The sequence below is a fragment of the Caulobacter sp. FV1ye6ST genome (assembly GCF_058681225.1).
This window is the reverse complement of sequence record NZ_CM178733.1, coordinates 886,964-902,435: the sequence shown is the minus strand read 5'-3', so window position 1 is coordinate 902,435 and position 15,472 is coordinate 886,964. Positions and strand designations below refer to the sequence as shown.

Sequence of the window (15,472 nt, the reverse complement as noted above, 5' to 3'; positions counted from 1 at the left end):
AATTCGGGCGCGTCTGGAGGCCTTGCTGGCTTCGCTGCGCGTCGCCGAGGTCATGCCGCTGACGCCGCGCGAGCTGGCTTTCTGGATCGTGGTGACGCCGCAGATGTCCAACTGGCTGCCGCCCGAGGAAAAGGCGGCGGTCTGCGAAGAGTTCAACACGCACGTCGGGCGCCTGCAGTCGATCGCCGCAGAGTAAAGAACACCGTTCTCCGGCGCAACCAAAGCCTTCCAGCCCCGTTTGATAGCTTGAGTATCTTCAAGCGGGGACCGTCATGGACCATCAGGACCAAAAGACCTTCGAACGCGACCTGGTCGCGCTGATCCCTCACCTGCGCGCCTTCGCCCGTTCGCTGTGCGGCGACGCCACCGCCGCCGATGACCTGGCGCAGGAGGCCGTGGCCAAGGCCTGGGCCAGCCGCAACAGCTTCGCCATGGGCACCAACATGAAGGCCTGGACCTTCATGATCCTGCGCAACCAGTTCTATTCGGAAAAGCGCCGCAGCTGGCGCTCGGTGGGCCTGGATCAGGAAACCGCCGAACGCACCCTGGTGGCCAATACCAATTTCGACGGCGCCATCGCCCTGGACGACCTGCGCCAGGCGATGCTGATGCTGCCCGAGAACCAGCGCGAGGCGCTGATCCTGATCGGGGCCGGCGGCTTCTCGTACGAGGAAGCGGCCGAGATCATCGGGGTGGCCGTCGGCACGGTGAAGAGCCGCGTCAGCCGCGCCCGCGCCGACCTGGTCCAGATCTTCGAGACCGGCAGCTACGACCGCGACGGCAAGCCGGTGCACGAGGCCATGGGCTCGATGCTGCAAGCGCTGGAGCGCCTGGCGGCCTAAGCAAAGCCAGCAAATAGCTTGTCATCCCGGAAGCCTCGCAGAGGCTGTCCGGGACCCAGGGGCCGGCGCATCGCGGTTGCCCCTGGGTCCCGGCTCTCCGCTTCGCCGCGGCCGGGATGACAAGCTTTTTTGCGTTTAGGGCAGCTCCCTACACACTCCGCAGAACGCCGCCACGTCCGCCTCGTCGTGATAGATCGACAGCCCCACGCGCAGCACGTCGTCGCGGACGTCGGTCACCACGCCCTTTTCAGCCAGCGCCTGTTTCCAGGCGCTGGCTTTTTCGTGTCGCAAGGCCAGGAACCGGGCCTGGGGGCCGTCGCCCGGCGGATTGAGCACCACGGCGTCCTTCAGCGGCCCGGCCTCGCCGTCGGCGATCTGGTCCAGCAGCAGCCGTTGCAGGCGTCCGACATGGGCCGCGATCACCGCCGTGCTCAGCCCCTCGGCCTCCAGCATCCGACCCGCCGCCACGAAGCGGTAGAGCCCCGAGGGATCGAAGGTCGCGCCCATGAAGCGGCCGGCGTCGCGGACATAGCCGACCCCGCCGGGCGGGCCTTCCAGGTCGCCGAACTCGGCGTACCAGCCGGTCAGCACCGGGCGCGGGCCAAAGCCCTCCGGCGCGTGCAGGAAGGCCGCGCCCTCCCCGGCCATGGCGTACTTGTAGCCGCCGGCGACGTAGAAGATCTTGTCCGCCACGGCCGACAGGTCGGTCGGGACGGCGCGGAAGCCGTGATAGCCGTCGACCACCACCCACGGGCCCTCGGGCCGGGCCAGCTCGGCCAGCTCCCAGACGCGGTCGAAGACGAAGCCGGTCTTGAAGAACACGTGGCTGACGAAGATCAGGTCGTAGGTCCCGGTCCGGGCCGCCGACAGGAACCGCTCGACGAAGTCGGGACGGTCGGTCTCGACCAGGGTCAGCTCGATCCGGCCGGCCTCGGCCCAGCGCTGGGCCTGGCGGCGGAACGAGTGGAACTCGCCGTCGGTGGACAGCACGCGGATGGGCTGGTTGGCCGATGGGCGCTCGATCGCCGACATCAGCACCGCCAGCAGGGCGTGGGTGTTGGGCGCGAAGACCACGCTGTCAGGAGACAGCAGGTTCAGCTCGCGGGCCACCAGGCCCTGGGCGGCCGGATAGACCTGACCCAGCGCCTTGTCCCACTTGTGGTCGGCCAGGACGACGGCGTCCTCCCAGGCCTCGACCTGCCCGGCCAGGGTGGCGTCGGGCCACAGGTGGTGGCTGTGGGCGGCCATGTGCAGCCGGCCCGGCACGCTCAGAGCCTTCGAGAACAGGTCCTTGCGCGCGGTCATTACAGCTTCGTCCTCAGCGACCACAGCTCGGGGAAGGCCCGGCGGCGCAGGGTGCTCGCCAGATACCCCACCCCATCGGTGCCGCCCGTGCCCGGTCGCCCGCCGATGATCCGCTCGACCGTCAGCACGTGCTTGTGGCGCCAGGTGACCAGGGCGTCGTCCAGGTCGACCAGCTTCTCGGCCAGCTGGTACAGCTCCCAATAGCGCTGCGGGTCGCGATAGACCTCCAGCCAGGCGGCCTCGACCTCGGGCGACGGCGCGTAGGTCTGGCTGAAGTCGCGGTTCAAGGCGCTGTCGGGCACGGCAAGCCCATGACGCGGCAGCTGGGCGATGGCCACGTCGTAGAGGCTGGGCGCGTCGAGCGCCGCCTGTAGCTGGCCCAGGGCCGAGGAGCCCTCCTCGTGGAACTTCAGGAAGCTCTGATCCTTCAGGCCCAGCAGATATTCCAGGGTCCGGAACTGGTGCGACTGGAAGCCCGAGGACGAGCCCAGGTCGCCGCGGAAGCTGAGATAGTCGGCCGGCGTCATGGTCGCCAGCACGTCCCACGACAGGGTCATCACCGTCTGGATCCGCGACACCCGCGCCAGGGCCTTGTAGGCCGGCTCGACGTCGTGGGCGGCGATCAGCCGCTTGGCCAGCTCGACCTCGTGGATGATCTCCTTGAGCCACAGCTCCTTGGTCTGGTGGATGACGATGAACAGCAGTTCGTCGTGCCGGTCGCTCTGCGGCTTCTGGGCCGCGAGCAGTTCGTCCAGCGCCAGATAGCGCGCGTAGGTCATGTCTTTCGCCATGGAGAACCCTATGCCGTTTTTCGCGGCGCCTCGCTACTCCGGGGCGGCGACACGGACCGCTGGCCGTCGGAGGCCGACGGCCCTAGAATGAGCTTTCCCGAACCCGCACTCCCAGAACCGCCTCCCAGAACCGCCTCCCAGAACCGCCTCAAGGAGCCCTGGCGTTTGAAAGCCTCGACTTGATCACGCAATACGGATGGTCCGACGCGCTGGCGCGGGACTTCAAGCCGCACGCCCGCGCCGGCTATGTTCCCGGACGCGTCGTCGTCCAGCAGCGCAACGGCTATCTGGTGGCCACGGACAAGGGCGAGCTGCGCGCCAAGCCCTCCGGCCGCCTGCGCCACGAGGCCCGCGAGATCGGCCACCCGGCCGTCGGCGACTGGGTGGCGATGTCGGTCAACGCCGCCGAGCGCAGCGCCACCATCCACGCCCTGCTGCCGCGCCGCACCGCCTTCATCCGCCGGGCCGCCGACAGCCTGCAGTCGCCGCAGGTGATCGCCGCCAATGTCGACCTGGCCTTCATCGTCACCTCGATGAACGGCGACCTCAATCCGCGCCGGATCGAGCGCTACCTGGCCGCCGCCTGGCAGAGCGGCGCGCGACCGGTGATCGTGCTGACCAAGTCGGACCTCGTCGTCGAGACGGGTCCCCAGACCGCCGAGATCGAGGCCCTGGCCGCCGGCTGCCCGGTGGTCAGCATCTCGGCGCGGCAAGGGATCGGCCTGGAGGCCCTGCTGGCCCACCTGGCGCCGGGCGAGACCTGCGTGCTGATCGGCTCGTCCGGGGTCGGCAAGTCCACCCTGGTCAACGTCCTGCTGGGCGAGCAGCGCATGGCCACCGCGGACGTCCGCGAAGGCGACGACAAGGGCCGCCACACCACCAGCCACCGCGAGCTCGTCCTGCTGCCCGGCGGCGGGCTGATCGTCGACACCCCCGGCGTGCGCGAGATCGGCCTGGTCGACGCCGAGGAGGGCGTCAGCGTGGTGTTCGACGACATCGAGCAGCTGACGGGGGCCTGCAAGTTCAGCGACTGCACGCACGCCAACGAACCCGGCTGCGCCGTGCGCGAGGCGGTCGAGAGCGGGGCGCTGGATCCCGACCGCTGGGCCCACTTCCAGAAGCTGGGGCTGGAGCTGGCCGCCATGGAGCAGAAGACCGAGCGTCTGGCCCGCGACGCCGAGCGCCGTCGCCAGGGCGGGCTGCAGAAGGTCTATCGCGCCACCAAGAAGGACGTGCGCGGCGGCGCCGATCGCTGAACCGGCCGCCTCGCCGCACGACGTTCTCTCAGAATTTGGACCCTTCCCCCGGCCGAACGGGTTAGGGGTGGGGCTCCAGACTGAAGAGAGACCCTTGCCATGCCCGCTTTCACCATCGTCACGACCAGTGCGACCCAAGGCAGCGATGCGGCGGAGGTCAGCTCGCTGGCCGATGAGTTCGGCAGCGACATCGAAGCCCTGGGCTATTCGCGCCGCATGGCCGACGAGATGCTCAGCATGGCCCACCAGCTGTCGCTGGACTTCGACTACAGCCATGTCGGCCTCTATGAAGGCGACCTGATCGACGAAGAGGTCGATCCCAGCCACGCCGCGTTCCTGGGGGCCTGGGTGCTGGACGAGGAAGGCATCGCCTTCCTGACGGCGGACGAATTCCGCGACGGGACCGACGAGACCGAGACGGAAGCCGAAGCTTCCTGACGAAATGGCCGTCGGCGACGCCGCATCAGGCGCGCCGGCGGCGCTTTCCCCTCCCCCTTCGCGCGTAAGCCCGCTAAACCCTCCCTCATGGTTCAGTCGTCCGCGTCCGTCATCGCCGCGCCCCCCGTAGCGCTCCAGCCCACGCCCGTCGCCACGCGCTCGCGCGTCGGCAAGACGCTGTCGATCGTCGCGCCCTGCTTCAACGAGCAGGAGGTGCTGGACATGTTCTTCGACCGCATCGACGCCGAGCTGGCGCGGCTGGGGGTCGACTACGAGATCGTCTGCGTCAACGACGGCAGCCGCGACCACACCCTGGCGGTGCTGCTGAAGCACCATCAGCGCGACCCGCGCATCAAGGTCATCAACCTGGCCCGCAACTTCGGCAAGGAGGTCGCCCTGTCGGCCGGCCTGGACGCGGTGACGGGCGACATGGTGGTGCCGATCGACTGCGACCTGCAGGACCCGCCGGAGCTGATCGGCCAGTTCATCGAGGCCTGGGAGGCCGGGGCCGACGTGGCCTATGGCGTGCGGGTCGACCGCAGCAGCGACACCTTCGTCAAGCGCCTGACGGCCCAGGGCTTCTACAAGGCCTTCAACCGGATGTCGGACGTCGACTTGCCCTACAACGCCGGCGACTACCGGCTGATGGACAAGCGGGTGGTCGAGGTGCTGCGCCAGCTACCCGAGCGCAACCGCTTCATGAAGGGCCTGTTCGCCTGGGTCGGCTTCAAGCAGGCGCCGATCCCCTATGCCCGCCCCGAGCGCGCGGCCGGGACCAGCTCGTTCCGCTACTGGAAGCTCTGGAACTTCGCCCTCGACGGCATCACCTCGTTCAGCACCGCGCCGATCCGGATCTGGAGCTATGTCGGCCTGATCGCCGGCGTGCTGGCGGCCTCGGCGGCCGTGTTCCTGGTGGCGCGGACCCTGCTGGAGGGCAACAAGGTCCCCGGCTATCCGTCGCTGATGGTGGTGATCTTGACCGGCTTCGCCATCCAGATGCTGGCCATCGGCTCGCTGGGCGAGTACGTCGCCCGCATCTATCAGGAAGTGAAGGGCCGGCCGCTGTACGTGATCATGGACCGCTACGGCTTCGACGCGCGGAACCCGGAGACGTGAGCGCCCTGCTGACCCCGGCCCGGCGCGAATTCCTGGTCTCGGCCCTGCGCTACGGCGTGGCCGGCGTGGCCAACACCCTGGTCGGCCTGACCATCATCCTGGCCCTGGATGTCGGGCTGCACGTCGACCCGCACATCGCCAACGCTGTCGGCTACGCGATCGGGGTCTGTGTCAGCTTCGCCCTGAGCAAGCTGTTCGTGTTCAAGGCCCGCCGCGCCGCGCGCTCGGCGCCGCTGCGCTACGGCGTGGCCGTGGCCGCGGCCTTCGCCCTGAACCAGGGCGTGCTGACCCTGGCGCGCCTCGTTCTTCCGCACGGCGCCCTGTTCGACGTCGCCGCCCAGGGCGCGGCCGTCGCCAGCTACACCGCCGCGCTCTTCCTGCTGAGCCATTTCTGGGTTTTCGCCCACCAACCCACCGCCGACCGAGACCCCGCATGGACCGCCTGATCTACGACCGCATCCGCGAGCTGGAGAGCGACCACTGGTGGTTCGTCGGACGCCGCAAGATCCTGCGCGGCCTGCTCCAGCGCCTGGCCCCGCCGGCCGGCGCGCGGATCCTGGAGGTCGGCTGCGGCGCGGGCGGCAATGTCCCGCTGCTGCGCGAGTTCGGCGATGTGAAGGCCCTGGAGCCGGACGACGAGTCGCGCGCCTACGCCGCCGAGCGCCTGGGCCTGGCGATCGACACCGGCCTGCTGCCGGACGGCCTGCCCTACGCGCCCGAGACCTTCGACCTGGTCTGCGCCTTCGACGTCGTCGAGCACGTCGATGACGACGCCGGCTCGGTCAAGGCCCTGGCCCGGCTGGTCAAGCCCGGCGGCGCGATCCTGACCACGGTGCCGGCCTATCAGTGGATGTGGAGCCACCACGACGTGCTGCACCACCACAAGCGCCGCTACCTGCTGCCCCAGTACCGCGCCCTGTTCGAGCAAGCGGGCCTGAAGGTCGAGACCGCGACCTATTTCAACAGCCTGCTGTTCCCCCTGGCCGCCGTGCAGCGCACCGCCAAGAAGCTGCTGAAGGACAACAGCGCCGACGACGCGATGCCGCCATCCTGGCTGAACAAGGCCCTGGCCGGCGTGTTCTCCCTGGAGGCCCCCCTGGCCGTCGGCGGCGGCCTGCCGTTCGGCCTCTCGATCGCGGTGATCGCGCGAAAGGTTTAGCGAAATCGGCGGGTCGTCCGCCTGCTGGAAGCGTACGTTGTGATCGTCGGTACGGGGTGGGAACGTGACCTCTGAGTCAGACCATCAAGCGTTCGGCTTCGGCTAACGCGGTGGCCCCGGCTGAGCTAGGCTGGGATCGGGTACTTTGGAGCGCCTCCACTAAAAGGTCCAAGGCAACTCCGTATTCGCCATGCTCAATAAATTCAGCGATCTCGGCTTGCTTCTCGACAGGCAGCAGATGACGTTCGCTATCTAAGGCCAGTGTCAGTAGTCGATCCAAGCTTGCCCAGTGCTCAAGGAGATCGTTCGACGCGGTCATGATAGCACCCTGGCGCAGGACCAAAATGTCCGCAACGGGTCGAAGCACGCCATCGGCGTCCGGCCGGCCAGCCGACGTTCAGATCGCGACCGCCGACCATTGTCCGCCTCGGCGCCCCCCTACCGCATGACCGGCGTCGGGATGATCCGCATGGCTTCCAGGCCCGCGCCCAGTTGGCGGTCGTCGGGGCCCGCGCCCAGTTCGCGCGGGGTCTTCGGGTCATGGATGTCGAAGGTCACCTTGACGGTCTGCCCCTTCAGGGCTTCCGGCGGCAGGGCCAGCAGGTAGTCGTGGCGCAGCGCCGTCTGCAGGCCGAAGGTGAAGGTCTCCGGCTGGCCGCCCGGCACCGAGACGGTGATCGTGCGCGACGGCGACTGGGTCGGCAGGTAAGCGAAGGCCGCGACCTGGACCGAGGCGTTGGCCAGGGTCCGCTGGCCCGGCGAGATCGGCAGTTCGACGACCGCGCGCTTGCCGTTGGACCAGACGCCGCCGCCCTCGGGCAGGCCCCAGCCCTCGCGCAGGTAGGAGACGCCCGAGCCGCCCGCCTTGAACAGCAGCGACGGCGGCTCGATGCACGGGCCGATCATCACCACGACCAGGCCGACGGGCTTGCCCGAGCGGCAGCCGGGCTTGTCGTAGGCGTCGCCCGGCAGGGTCACGACATAGTCGACATCGCCCGGGCGGTCGGGACGACCGTCGGCCAGCAGGCTCAGCACATTGCCGCCGTGGGGCGAGCGCAGCATGGCGATGGTGGCCATATAGGTGGTGACCGGCTTGGTGTCGGACGCCGAGAACATCACCTTCTCGCCCTCCAGGCCGCGCGTCAGGCGCACCTCGCGCACGTCGTGCAGGATGGCGTTCAGACGGTGGACGTCCAGGGCGCTGGGCCGCAGGAACAGGCACAGCATGACCACCAGCTGGGCGGCGAAGGCCGGCGCCGGGCCGATGGCGGCGACCCAGGCGGGCGCGATCTTGTCGGAGGCGGCCTCGGCGCCGGTCACGCGCACGCCCAGCACGGTCAGGAACCAGAGCGGGGTGACGAAGGCCAGCAGGGTGAAGACCCCGAAGCTGTGCTTGAGCACGGCGTATTCCGAGCCATCGCCCTTGAACACGTACATGCCGTACTGGGCCAGCGCCGCCAGGGCCGCGGCCGCGCCCAGGCAGGCCAGCAGCACGGTGGCGGCGGTGGGCCCCTTGTCCTCCTGGACCGCGCCGGGATCGCGGCGCAGCTCGACCAGCAACACCCAGGCCGACAGCAGGGCCAGCACGGCGGCGGCGGCGGCCAGGCCGTTCAGCGGCATGGGTCCGATCAGATTCAGGCTGCCGTTGTTGGCCGCCATCCAGCGCATGCGCCAGAAATAGGGACTGCCGACGACGCCGCCGACGATGGCGAACAGACCGACCAGTCCCACCCAGTCGAAGCGGCGGGCGTGGATCAGGTCGCGCAGCCAGGCCAGGGCCAGCATGGCCATCAGGGCCCCGGCCAGCTTCAGGGTCGGCACCAGGTGGAAGCAGCCGCAGAATAGCACCGCGGCGGTGGCGTAGACCACATAGAGCGGACGCGAGCGGGGCAGCAGCGCGCCGCCGCCGACCAGGCACAGCATGGCCACGGCCTCGCCGACGATCTGCGGGAAGAAGAAGTTGTTGACCAGCTCGGCCCCGAACGCCCCGCGCACGGCGAAGATATTGACCAGCATGAAGCCGAGGCTGGCGACCAGATAGGTCAGCGACACCCGCCGCGCCTGGTCGAACAGCACGATCCAGACCACCGCCGCCGACAGCACCCCGGCCATCAGCAGGGCGTTCAGCTCGGACCATCCCAGAGTGGCGAACAGGGCCGCGAACCGGTGGCTGAGCTTGGGGTAGATGAACATCTCGGCCATGAACTCATGGCCTTTCTGCGGGATCAGGAAGGCGTGGCGCACGACCTCCATGACCTGCAGGTGGTAGGAGCTGTCCACCGACAGCGACAGCAGGCGGTCGGTCGACAGCAGGCCGGCCAGCAGCAGGCACCACAACGCCGCGCCGACGCCCCACATCCACTTGGTGTTGTTCTTCACCGGATCCCTCAACTCGATTCTCGCGCGCCCCACGCGCGAGGTTTTCTAGCAGCAAAACGCCAGGGTGAAAGCTTGGGCGGTGAAAGCCCTAGGGTAGCGCCGCCAACTCGCCGGGCTTCACGGGCGTCAGGCCGGCGATCCCCGCCAGGTCGCGGCCGCAGGCCACGCCGGGCCCGAAGCGGTAGCAGTCGGTCCGCTTGGCGATCGGCTCCAGCACGCCGCCCCGCGCCACGCCGTCGGCCACCACGACGGTGATGCGGCGATCACCGGGCGCGGCGTCGACGAAGGTCTCGGGCCGGGTGACGACGCAGGGCGGGTCGCTGTCGCGCGCGGTCGGGAAGGTGTTGCCCGTGCCGCCGGTCCGGCCGATGGCCTGGAACATCTGCCGCATGACCCGCAGGTCGCGCCAATTGGCCGAGCAGTAGTAGGTCGGCGCGAAGACCCAGGGCCGGTTGGCCGTCCTCGGGCTGGACACCAGGGCGACCGGATAGCTCAGCGGATCCAGCGAGGAGAAGGTCTCGCGCACGCCGTGGCGCAGGTGGCTGGTGTCGATCGCCTGCACGACCAGGGCGGCGGCCAACACCGCCAGCCCCGTCCGGCGCGGCAGGCGGCTGGTCCAGGTGACGGCCAGCGCCAGCAGCAGATAGCCGACCGCCCAGAAGAACCGGCCATGGGCGCGGAAGCCGCCGATCACCTCGGCGATATCGCCCTTGGGCCGCGGCAGGTCATAGACGTGGGTCTTGAAGGCGTAGGCGGACCAGCCCACCGCCCATACCGTCAGGCCGATCAGGGCCAGGGTCATCGGCGCCCAGCGCACCCAGAAATCCCTCGAAACGCCGCGGCGCCGCACCGCCAGGGTCGCCTGGAAGGCGGCCATGGCCAGCACCAGTAGCAGGGCCCCCGCGCCCAGGTACTGGAAGCCCTCGAAGCTCTGGCCGCCGGTGGCGTCCATCACGCCCTCGTACCACGAGCCGTTCCAGGCCTGGCCGGCCAGGGTCGAGGCCTGCGGCCAGAACGGCCCGGCCAGGTTCATCGAATAGAGCCCCAGCGCCGTCGCCGCCCCCGTCCAGCCCCGGCCGTCCTGATAGTCCAGCAGCCAGACCGAGACGGCGATCGCCGCGCCGGCCAGGACCACGGCTCCGGCCACCCGGCCCCCGGCGCCGGCCCGGCGCTGCGGCAACTCGGCCAGCAGGGCCGCGCCGAACAGCGCCCCGACCGGCGGCAGGTGATAGGCATGGACTCCGACGACCAGGACCAGCAGGGCCACGAAGCCGCCGATCCGCCGCCAGGTCAGGCCCTCGCGCGCCGACCGCACCGACAGAGCCAGGGCCAGCAGCAGGATCCAGTGCCCCGACAGGGCGATGTGGCCAAATTGCCGGGCGATCCACGCCGGAACCATCAGCGCCAGCAAGCCGCCCAGCAGCAGCGTCCAGCGATCGGTGACGCCCAGGGCCCGCAGCAGGGCGATCATGCTCCAGGCCTGCAGCGGATAGGACAGCAGCAGGAACAGGCCGATCGGGTTGAACACATGCGACAAGCCCGTCGCCTTCAGCACCAGGGACAGCCAGGGGATGCTGTCGGTGAAGACGATCGAGATCGGCTTGTCGCCCAGCCCGCTGACCGCCGTCAGCGGCCAATGCCAAGGCTGGCGCAGGAAGGCTTCGTAGCCCGCGTTCATCACGGCCATGTCGCCCTTGGGCCGCGCCCAGAACGCGGCGTGGGCCGAGGCGATGTCGAAGCCGAACATGACGCCGCACAGCACGACCGGGATCAGCGTCGCGGCCAGGGCGAACAGGATCTGGCCGCGATCGACTTTGAAGCCGGCCTTGAACGGAATCATGCTTCGCCCCCCGGGAACTCGATCGCCTGCTTAGCATCGAAGCCCGCCAACGCGCAGCCCTGGCGGCGGCGCGGGCCGGACGCATAATTACGCCCGTAAATAGTTTATGCTTGTAATTTCCATAAACACCGCCAAACCTTCGCCCCAGAGACGGATGGAGGCCAGGCCATGGCGGTGCGGGATTTCGGGACGCGGACGACGCGACGGCTGTGGACGCCGCTGATCTTCTCGGCCGTCGCCGTGGTCGGGACCCTGGGCGCGATGGTCTATACCGGCTTCGACCTGGCGCTGTTCGAGCGCGCCAACGCCTTCCTGCCCAAGCCCGGCCCCGAGCAACTGGCCCGCTATCGCCCCCTGGCCCAGACCGAGTGGCGGATCGTGCGGGCCAATCTCGACGCCCGCCTGAACCAGACCCTGCCGCTGGAGCTGGGCGCGGTGTGGTCCACCCGCACCGGCCAGATCTGCGGCCTGGTCAATGGTCGCGGCAGTTTCGGCGGCCTCTCCAGCATGGTGCGGTTCTACACGGTCGACCAAAAGCCGGTGTTCCACCAGGACGTCGACCACATCGCCTTCCAGAAGGCGTGGTTCGAGTGCCGTCGCGACCAGTACGTGGCTCTGCACGCCGGCACGATGGAGCCCGGCTTCTGCGGCAGCGAGGCCGGAAGGCGGCACTGCTACACCACGCGGGGCGGCGCGCGGGAGTAGGCCTCGGCTGTAATACTTGTTTCACACAAACCGCGCCGCGCACCGGCTAGAAGCCGTCCCCATGACACGATGTCCGCCTTGGGAGACGCCTATGTTCAAAGGTCTTTTGATCGCCGCAGCCCTGTCCCTGACGATCGGATCGCCCGTCCTGGCGCGGTCCGCTCCCCCTCAGAAGGTCCCGCCGCGAGAGGTCCAAGCGCAGAAGGCCAAGAACGTCATCTTCTTCCTGGCGGACGCGGGCGGCGTGGCCTCGGTGAACGCCGCGAGCCTGCTGGGCTACGGCGAACCGTTGAAGCTGCACGTGCAGCACTGGCCCTATCTTGGTCTCAGCGACACCACGCCGGTCGACCAGTTCGTCTCGGACTCGGCCAACGGCATGTCGGCGATCATGACCGGCGTGAAGACCCGCAACGGCGTGATCAGCCAGTCTCCCGCCGCGGTGCGCGGCAAGACCGACGGCGAGCCGACCAAGACCCTGCTGGAATATGCCGAGGAGCGCGGCCTGCGCACCGGCGTCGTCACCTCCCAGCCGATCGCCGACGCCACGCCGGCGGCGACCTACGCCCATTCGAACGATCGCGGGAAATGGGGCGAGATCTTCCAGCAGGCCTTCGCCCCGCGCTATGGCGACGGGGTCGACGTGCTGTTCGGGACCGGCCGCGCCAAGATCGGCCAGCAACTGGCCGCGGCGGGAACCGGCTTCGACCAGATCGCCAAGGCGCATCAGCGTCCCATCTACGCGCGGTTGGAGGACGCCCCGGCCGCCAACGCCCGACCCGTGGTCGTGGCCGACGAGATCGACACCCGCGCCGCCACGCTGCGGGCCTTGGACCTGCTGAAGGGCTCTCCCAAGGGCTATCTGCTGGTGGTCGAGTGGGACGCCCACACCGACGACCCGCGCGAGGGCCTCCAGCACATCGTCGATTTCGACAAGCTGATCGCCGAGATCGAGACGCGCGTCGACCTGAAGGACACCCTGCTGGTGTTCACCGCCGACCACTCCTTCGGCCTGCAGGTCGACGGCGGCCGGCGCGGCGAGCCGCTGCTGGAAGGCTATGAGGCCTGGAAGGCGGGCCAGAAGCCGGGCGGCAAGGACGAGGACCTCATCCGCCTGAAGAACGTCATGGTCAACCGCGGCCACACGGGCGAGGAGGTCGTCGCCCTGGCGACCGGCCCCGGGGCCGAGCGCGTCCGCGGCTACTTCCCCAACACCCACCTGTTCGACGTGATGATGGACGCCTGGGGCTGGAAGAAGGACCCGGCGAAATAGGGTCCAGGCGCCTCGGCGCGGGTCTCTCGGCCTTCCCGATTTCCCGGACGCCGGACGGAGGCGTCCGGGATAACGGGATCGAATTTGGCGGTGCGGGCTGGAACGGCTTCGCGGCCTCCCTATCTCCGCTCCAGCGTATAGGGAGACGGACGATGGTCGAGACATCGGACGATGGAATCCTGACCGAGTACATGGTCAGCTACTGGTCGATGAAGCACGAGAAGCTCGACCGCCCGACCCGGCTTCTCGAGACCCTTTACATCACCGAACGCTACCAGGCCGGCGAGAACCTGCGGGAAGCGCGCTCGGCCTATGACCACGCCGTCTGGAACGGCGTCCCGGTGGCCGAGATGGATCGCCGTCTGGCCGAGCTGGACCAGTTCATGCGCGACCTGGTGCGCGAACGCGCCGCCCAGTGGGGCCAGCCCCACTGACTTTTTGACCTATCGAACGACGTAGAGCGGCCGGCGCCAGACGCAGGCCAGCAGATAGCCCGCCACCAGTTCGACCACCCCGTCGCGCAGGCCGTCCTCCGACCCGCCTTCCTTGCGCTCGACGCCCAGCACGGCCGACAGGGTCGGCGTGGTCAGCGGCCAGAAGTCGTAGCCGCTGCCCAGGCTGGCCTCGCAGCCCAGCCCGGCAGGGGCGTTGTTGGCCAGCGCCCAGCGCGCCGCGTTCAGATCGCCCTCGCTGACGCTCGCGCCCGGACTGCCGCCGGCCAGTTCCAGGGCGCCGCCCGTCGCGACCAGCACCACGGCCCGCGCCGAATAGGTCCGTGAAAGGGCGTTGGCGGCGGCGAAATAGACCGCCTCGGGCGGCTCGTGCGCGACGACGGCGTGCGAGAGCAGCCGCAAGGCCTCGCTCCGCATCTCATGCCGATGGATCGTTCGCAGCTGGCGGCGCAGGCGCGCGCCCAGAAAGCTGGCGATCGCCGCGCAGGGCAGCAGACCGATGGCCATCCAGAGATCGGAGACCTGAGCCAGGTTGAACGACCTCCGCGGCGGCAGCACCCAGTAGTCAAAGGCGATCAGGGCCACCAGGATCGTCAGGGACGCCGGCGCCAGTCCGCCCCATAGGGCGACCAGGAAAATGGGCGGCGCGAACCACAGCGCCATGATCGGGCTGGAGGCGGAATGCCCGGCCGCCATGCCGACGGCGACGGGCGCGGCGACGCCGCAGATGATCAAGGCCGAACGCCGCAGGAGACGCCCATGGCGCCCCTCTCCTTCCGACCGCTGAAGGAGCGAACGGCGGACGTCGGAGAAATAGGTGTTAGACATTCAGCATCGTTCCCGGCCGCCAGAATACCGGTAGCAACGCCGCCAGTCCGTCATCGAATGACGCCGCCGAAGCCGCTCGCCCTCCAGCGCCCCCCCCAAGGCGAAGGCGCTCAGGGCGCTCAGGGCGCTCAGGCCGCCTCGACCGCGCTGCCGCCGAACAGGCCGCCCAGGATCATGCGCTTGACGGCGATGACGTCCAGGCCGGTGCAGACCTCGGCGTTGGGCGCGCCGTCGACGCGTTCGACGCGCCCGTGACGCTCGCCGTCGATGATCACCCGCAGGCGCGCGGGGGTGAAGCTGAACAGCTCGGGCGCGATCAGGCTGACGGCCGCCACCGCGTCGTGCGGCCGACACCCCGCGCCGCCCCAGACCTGCTGATGGAAGGCGATATAGGGGCCGGCGGCCTTGGTCAGGCGCTGGGACAGGGGCGAGCCGCAGCAGATCGCGCCCTTGGCCAGGTCCTCGGTGGTGACGGACACCTGGTGGGAGGCGTCCATCGGCATCAGCCGCGGCATGACCCCGCCCTCCAGCGTCCGCTGCAAGGCCTCCGGATCGCTCCAGCTGTTGAAGTCGGCGCCGCCGGTGGCCTTGCCGGCCACCTCGAAGGCGCCGGCCATGATCGTCGGCCGCCAGTCGCGAAAGGCGGCGGGATCTTCCAGCAGGCCCTTGGCCAGGTTGGTCAGCGGTCCGAGGAACAGGCCCGTCACCTTGCGACGCGCGGCGAAGGCCAGGAAGTTGGCCGAGTGGCCGCGCTCCAGCTCGGGCAGTTTCCAGCGTTGCGAGAAGCCCGCGCCGTTCAGCCCGTCGACCCCGTGGGCGGGGCGCATCCGCTCGACCCGGCGGCGGGCCAGACCCGAGCCGGCGCCGATATAGACCTCGGCCCCGCAGCCGGCCAGCCGCAGCACGCCCCGCGCGTTGGCGGCGGCCTGGTCGACATAGGTGTTGCCGAACACAGCCGAGACCGAGACCACGTCCACGGCCTGCCGCGCGCGCGCCAGCAGCGCCAGCGCCAGGGCGTCGTCCACGCCGCAATCGGTGTCGATGTGAACCCGCAGAACCATGCGACGCAGTCTAGCCGCGCCCCATGACGG

Annotated in this window: 17 protein-coding genes and 1 pseudogene; 10 read left to right on the top strand and 8 right to left on the bottom strand. The window is 69.4% G+C overall.

Going from position 1 to position 15,472, the window contains the following annotated elements:
• The first annotated feature begins 22 nt into the window (after window positions 1-22).
• Complete coding sequence (locus ACW175_RS04385) at window positions 23-196, top strand: hypothetical protein (protein ID WP_492103429.1); 174 nt, start codon at window positions 23-25, stop codon at window positions 194-196.
• Between the two features lie 76 nt (window positions 197-272).
• Window positions 273-842 carry a sigma-70 family RNA polymerase sigma factor gene (locus ACW175_RS04380; protein WP_492103428.1) on the top strand — a complete coding sequence of 190 codons (570 nt, stop codon included), beginning with the start codon at window positions 273-275 and terminating at the stop codon, window positions 840-842.
• On the opposite strand, the pseudogene ACW175_RS04375 reads toward ACW175_RS04380, so the two are convergent.
• The 3 genes and pseudogenes from ACW175_RS04375 to ACW175_RS04365 form a co-directional block, all read right to left on the bottom strand.
• Window positions 839-976, bottom strand: a pseudogene (locus ACW175_RS04375) (hypothetical protein); the annotation flags it as partial. The gene ACW175_RS04380 and the pseudogene ACW175_RS04375 overlap by 4 nt on opposite strands.
• A gap of 1 nt (window position 977) precedes the next feature.
• Window positions 978-2,171 (bottom strand): aminotransferase class V-fold PLP-dependent enzyme, encoded by a 1,194-nt coding sequence (locus tag ACW175_RS04370; RefSeq protein WP_492103427.1) that lies wholly within the window; start codon window positions 2,169-2,171, stop codon window positions 978-980.
• Complete coding sequence (locus ACW175_RS04365) at window positions 2,147-2,938, bottom strand: tryptophan 2,3-dioxygenase (protein WP_395444559.1); 792 nt, start codon at window positions 2,936-2,938, stop codon at window positions 2,147-2,149. Before ACW175_RS04365 ends, ACW175_RS04370 begins: the two co-directional genes overlap by 25 nt.
• 179 nt (window positions 2,939-3,117) lie before the next feature.
• On the opposite strand from ACW175_RS04365, the gene rsgA reads away from it, so the two are divergent.
• From rsgA to ACW175_RS04340, 5 genes are all read left to right on the top strand, one after another.
• On the top strand, window positions 3,118-4,194 hold the full coding sequence (gene rsgA / locus ACW175_RS04360) for a ribosome small subunit-dependent GTPase A (protein WP_492103426.1): 1,077 nt from the start codon (window positions 3,118-3,120) through the stop codon (window positions 4,192-4,194).
• 99 nt (window positions 4,195-4,293) lie between these two features.
• Complete coding sequence (locus ACW175_RS04355) at window positions 4,294-4,632, top strand: hypothetical protein (protein ID WP_492103425.1); 339 nt, start codon at window positions 4,294-4,296, stop codon at window positions 4,630-4,632.
• Between the two features lie 87 nt (window positions 4,633-4,719).
• Window positions 4,720-5,748 carry a glycosyltransferase family 2 protein gene (locus ACW175_RS04350; RefSeq protein WP_492103424.1) on the top strand — a complete coding sequence of 343 codons (1,029 nt, stop codon included), beginning with the start codon at window positions 4,720-4,722 and terminating at the stop codon, window positions 5,746-5,748.
• Window positions 5,745-6,194 carry a GtrA family protein gene (locus tag ACW175_RS04345; RefSeq protein WP_492103423.1) on the top strand — a complete coding sequence of 150 codons (450 nt, stop codon included), beginning with the start codon at window positions 5,745-5,747 and terminating at the stop codon, window positions 6,192-6,194. The genes ACW175_RS04350 and ACW175_RS04345 overlap by 4 nt, the downstream gene beginning before the upstream one ends.
• Window positions 6,182-6,907, top strand: a complete 726-nt coding sequence (locus tag ACW175_RS04340) for a class I SAM-dependent methyltransferase (protein WP_492103422.1) — start codon at window positions 6,182-6,184, stop codon at window positions 6,905-6,907. The genes ACW175_RS04345 and ACW175_RS04340 overlap by 13 nt, the downstream gene beginning before the upstream one ends.
• Before the next feature lie 76 nt (window positions 6,908-6,983).
• On the opposite strand, the gene ACW175_RS04335 is transcribed toward ACW175_RS04340, so the two are convergent.
• The 3 genes from ACW175_RS04335 to ACW175_RS04325 all read right to left on the bottom strand — a co-directional run bounded on the left by ACW175_RS04335 (window position 6,984) and on the right by ACW175_RS04325 (window position 11,126).
• Window positions 6,984-7,226 carry a hypothetical protein gene (locus tag ACW175_RS04335; protein ID WP_492103421.1) on the bottom strand — a complete coding sequence of 81 codons (243 nt, stop codon included), beginning with the start codon at window positions 7,224-7,226 and terminating at the stop codon, window positions 6,984-6,986.
• 119 nt (window positions 7,227-7,345) lie between these two features.
• Window positions 7,346-9,286 (bottom strand): hypothetical protein, encoded by a 1,941-nt coding sequence (locus tag ACW175_RS04330; RefSeq protein ID WP_492103420.1) that lies wholly within the window; start codon window positions 9,284-9,286, stop codon window positions 7,346-7,348.
• An 88-nt stretch (window positions 9,287-9,374) separates the two neighbouring features.
• Window positions 9,375-11,126, bottom strand: coding sequence for a DUF6311 domain-containing protein (locus ACW175_RS04325; RefSeq protein WP_492103419.1), 1,752 nt, complete (start codon window positions 11,124-11,126; stop codon window positions 9,375-9,377).
• Between the two features lie 168 nt (window positions 11,127-11,294).
• On the opposite strand from ACW175_RS04325, the gene ACW175_RS04320 reads away from it, so the two are divergent.
• From ACW175_RS04320 to ACW175_RS04310, 3 genes are all read left to right on the top strand, one after another.
• A complete protein-coding gene (locus ACW175_RS04320; RefSeq protein WP_492103418.1) occupies window positions 11,295-11,831 on the top strand; it encodes a hypothetical protein in 537 nt (178 codons plus the stop codon).
• A 91-nt stretch (window positions 11,832-11,922) separates the two neighbouring features.
• Complete coding sequence (locus ACW175_RS04315; RefSeq protein ID WP_492103417.1) at window positions 11,923-13,101, top strand: alkaline phosphatase; 1,179 nt, start codon at window positions 11,923-11,925, stop codon at window positions 13,099-13,101.
• A gap of 152 nt (window positions 13,102-13,253) precedes the next feature.
• On the top strand, window positions 13,254-13,535 hold the full coding sequence (locus ACW175_RS04310) for a hypothetical protein (protein ID WP_099575980.1): 282 nt from the start codon (window positions 13,254-13,256) through the stop codon (window positions 13,533-13,535).
• A 9-nt stretch (window positions 13,536-13,544) separates the two neighbouring features.
• Here the strand turns inward: ACW175_RS04310 and ACW175_RS04305 are convergent, their stop codons facing one another.
• Together ACW175_RS04305 and ACW175_RS04300 are read right to left on the bottom strand one after the other, a co-directional pair.
• A complete protein-coding gene (locus ACW175_RS04305; protein ID WP_492103416.1) occupies window positions 13,545-14,381 on the bottom strand; it encodes a DUF4118 domain-containing protein in 837 nt (278 codons plus the stop codon).
• 128 nt (window positions 14,382-14,509) lie between these two features.
• Window positions 14,510-15,442, bottom strand: a complete 933-nt coding sequence (locus ACW175_RS04300) for a nucleoside hydrolase (RefSeq protein ID WP_492103415.1) — start codon at window positions 15,440-15,442, stop codon at window positions 14,510-14,512.
• Window positions 15,443-15,472 lie beyond the last annotated feature (30 nt).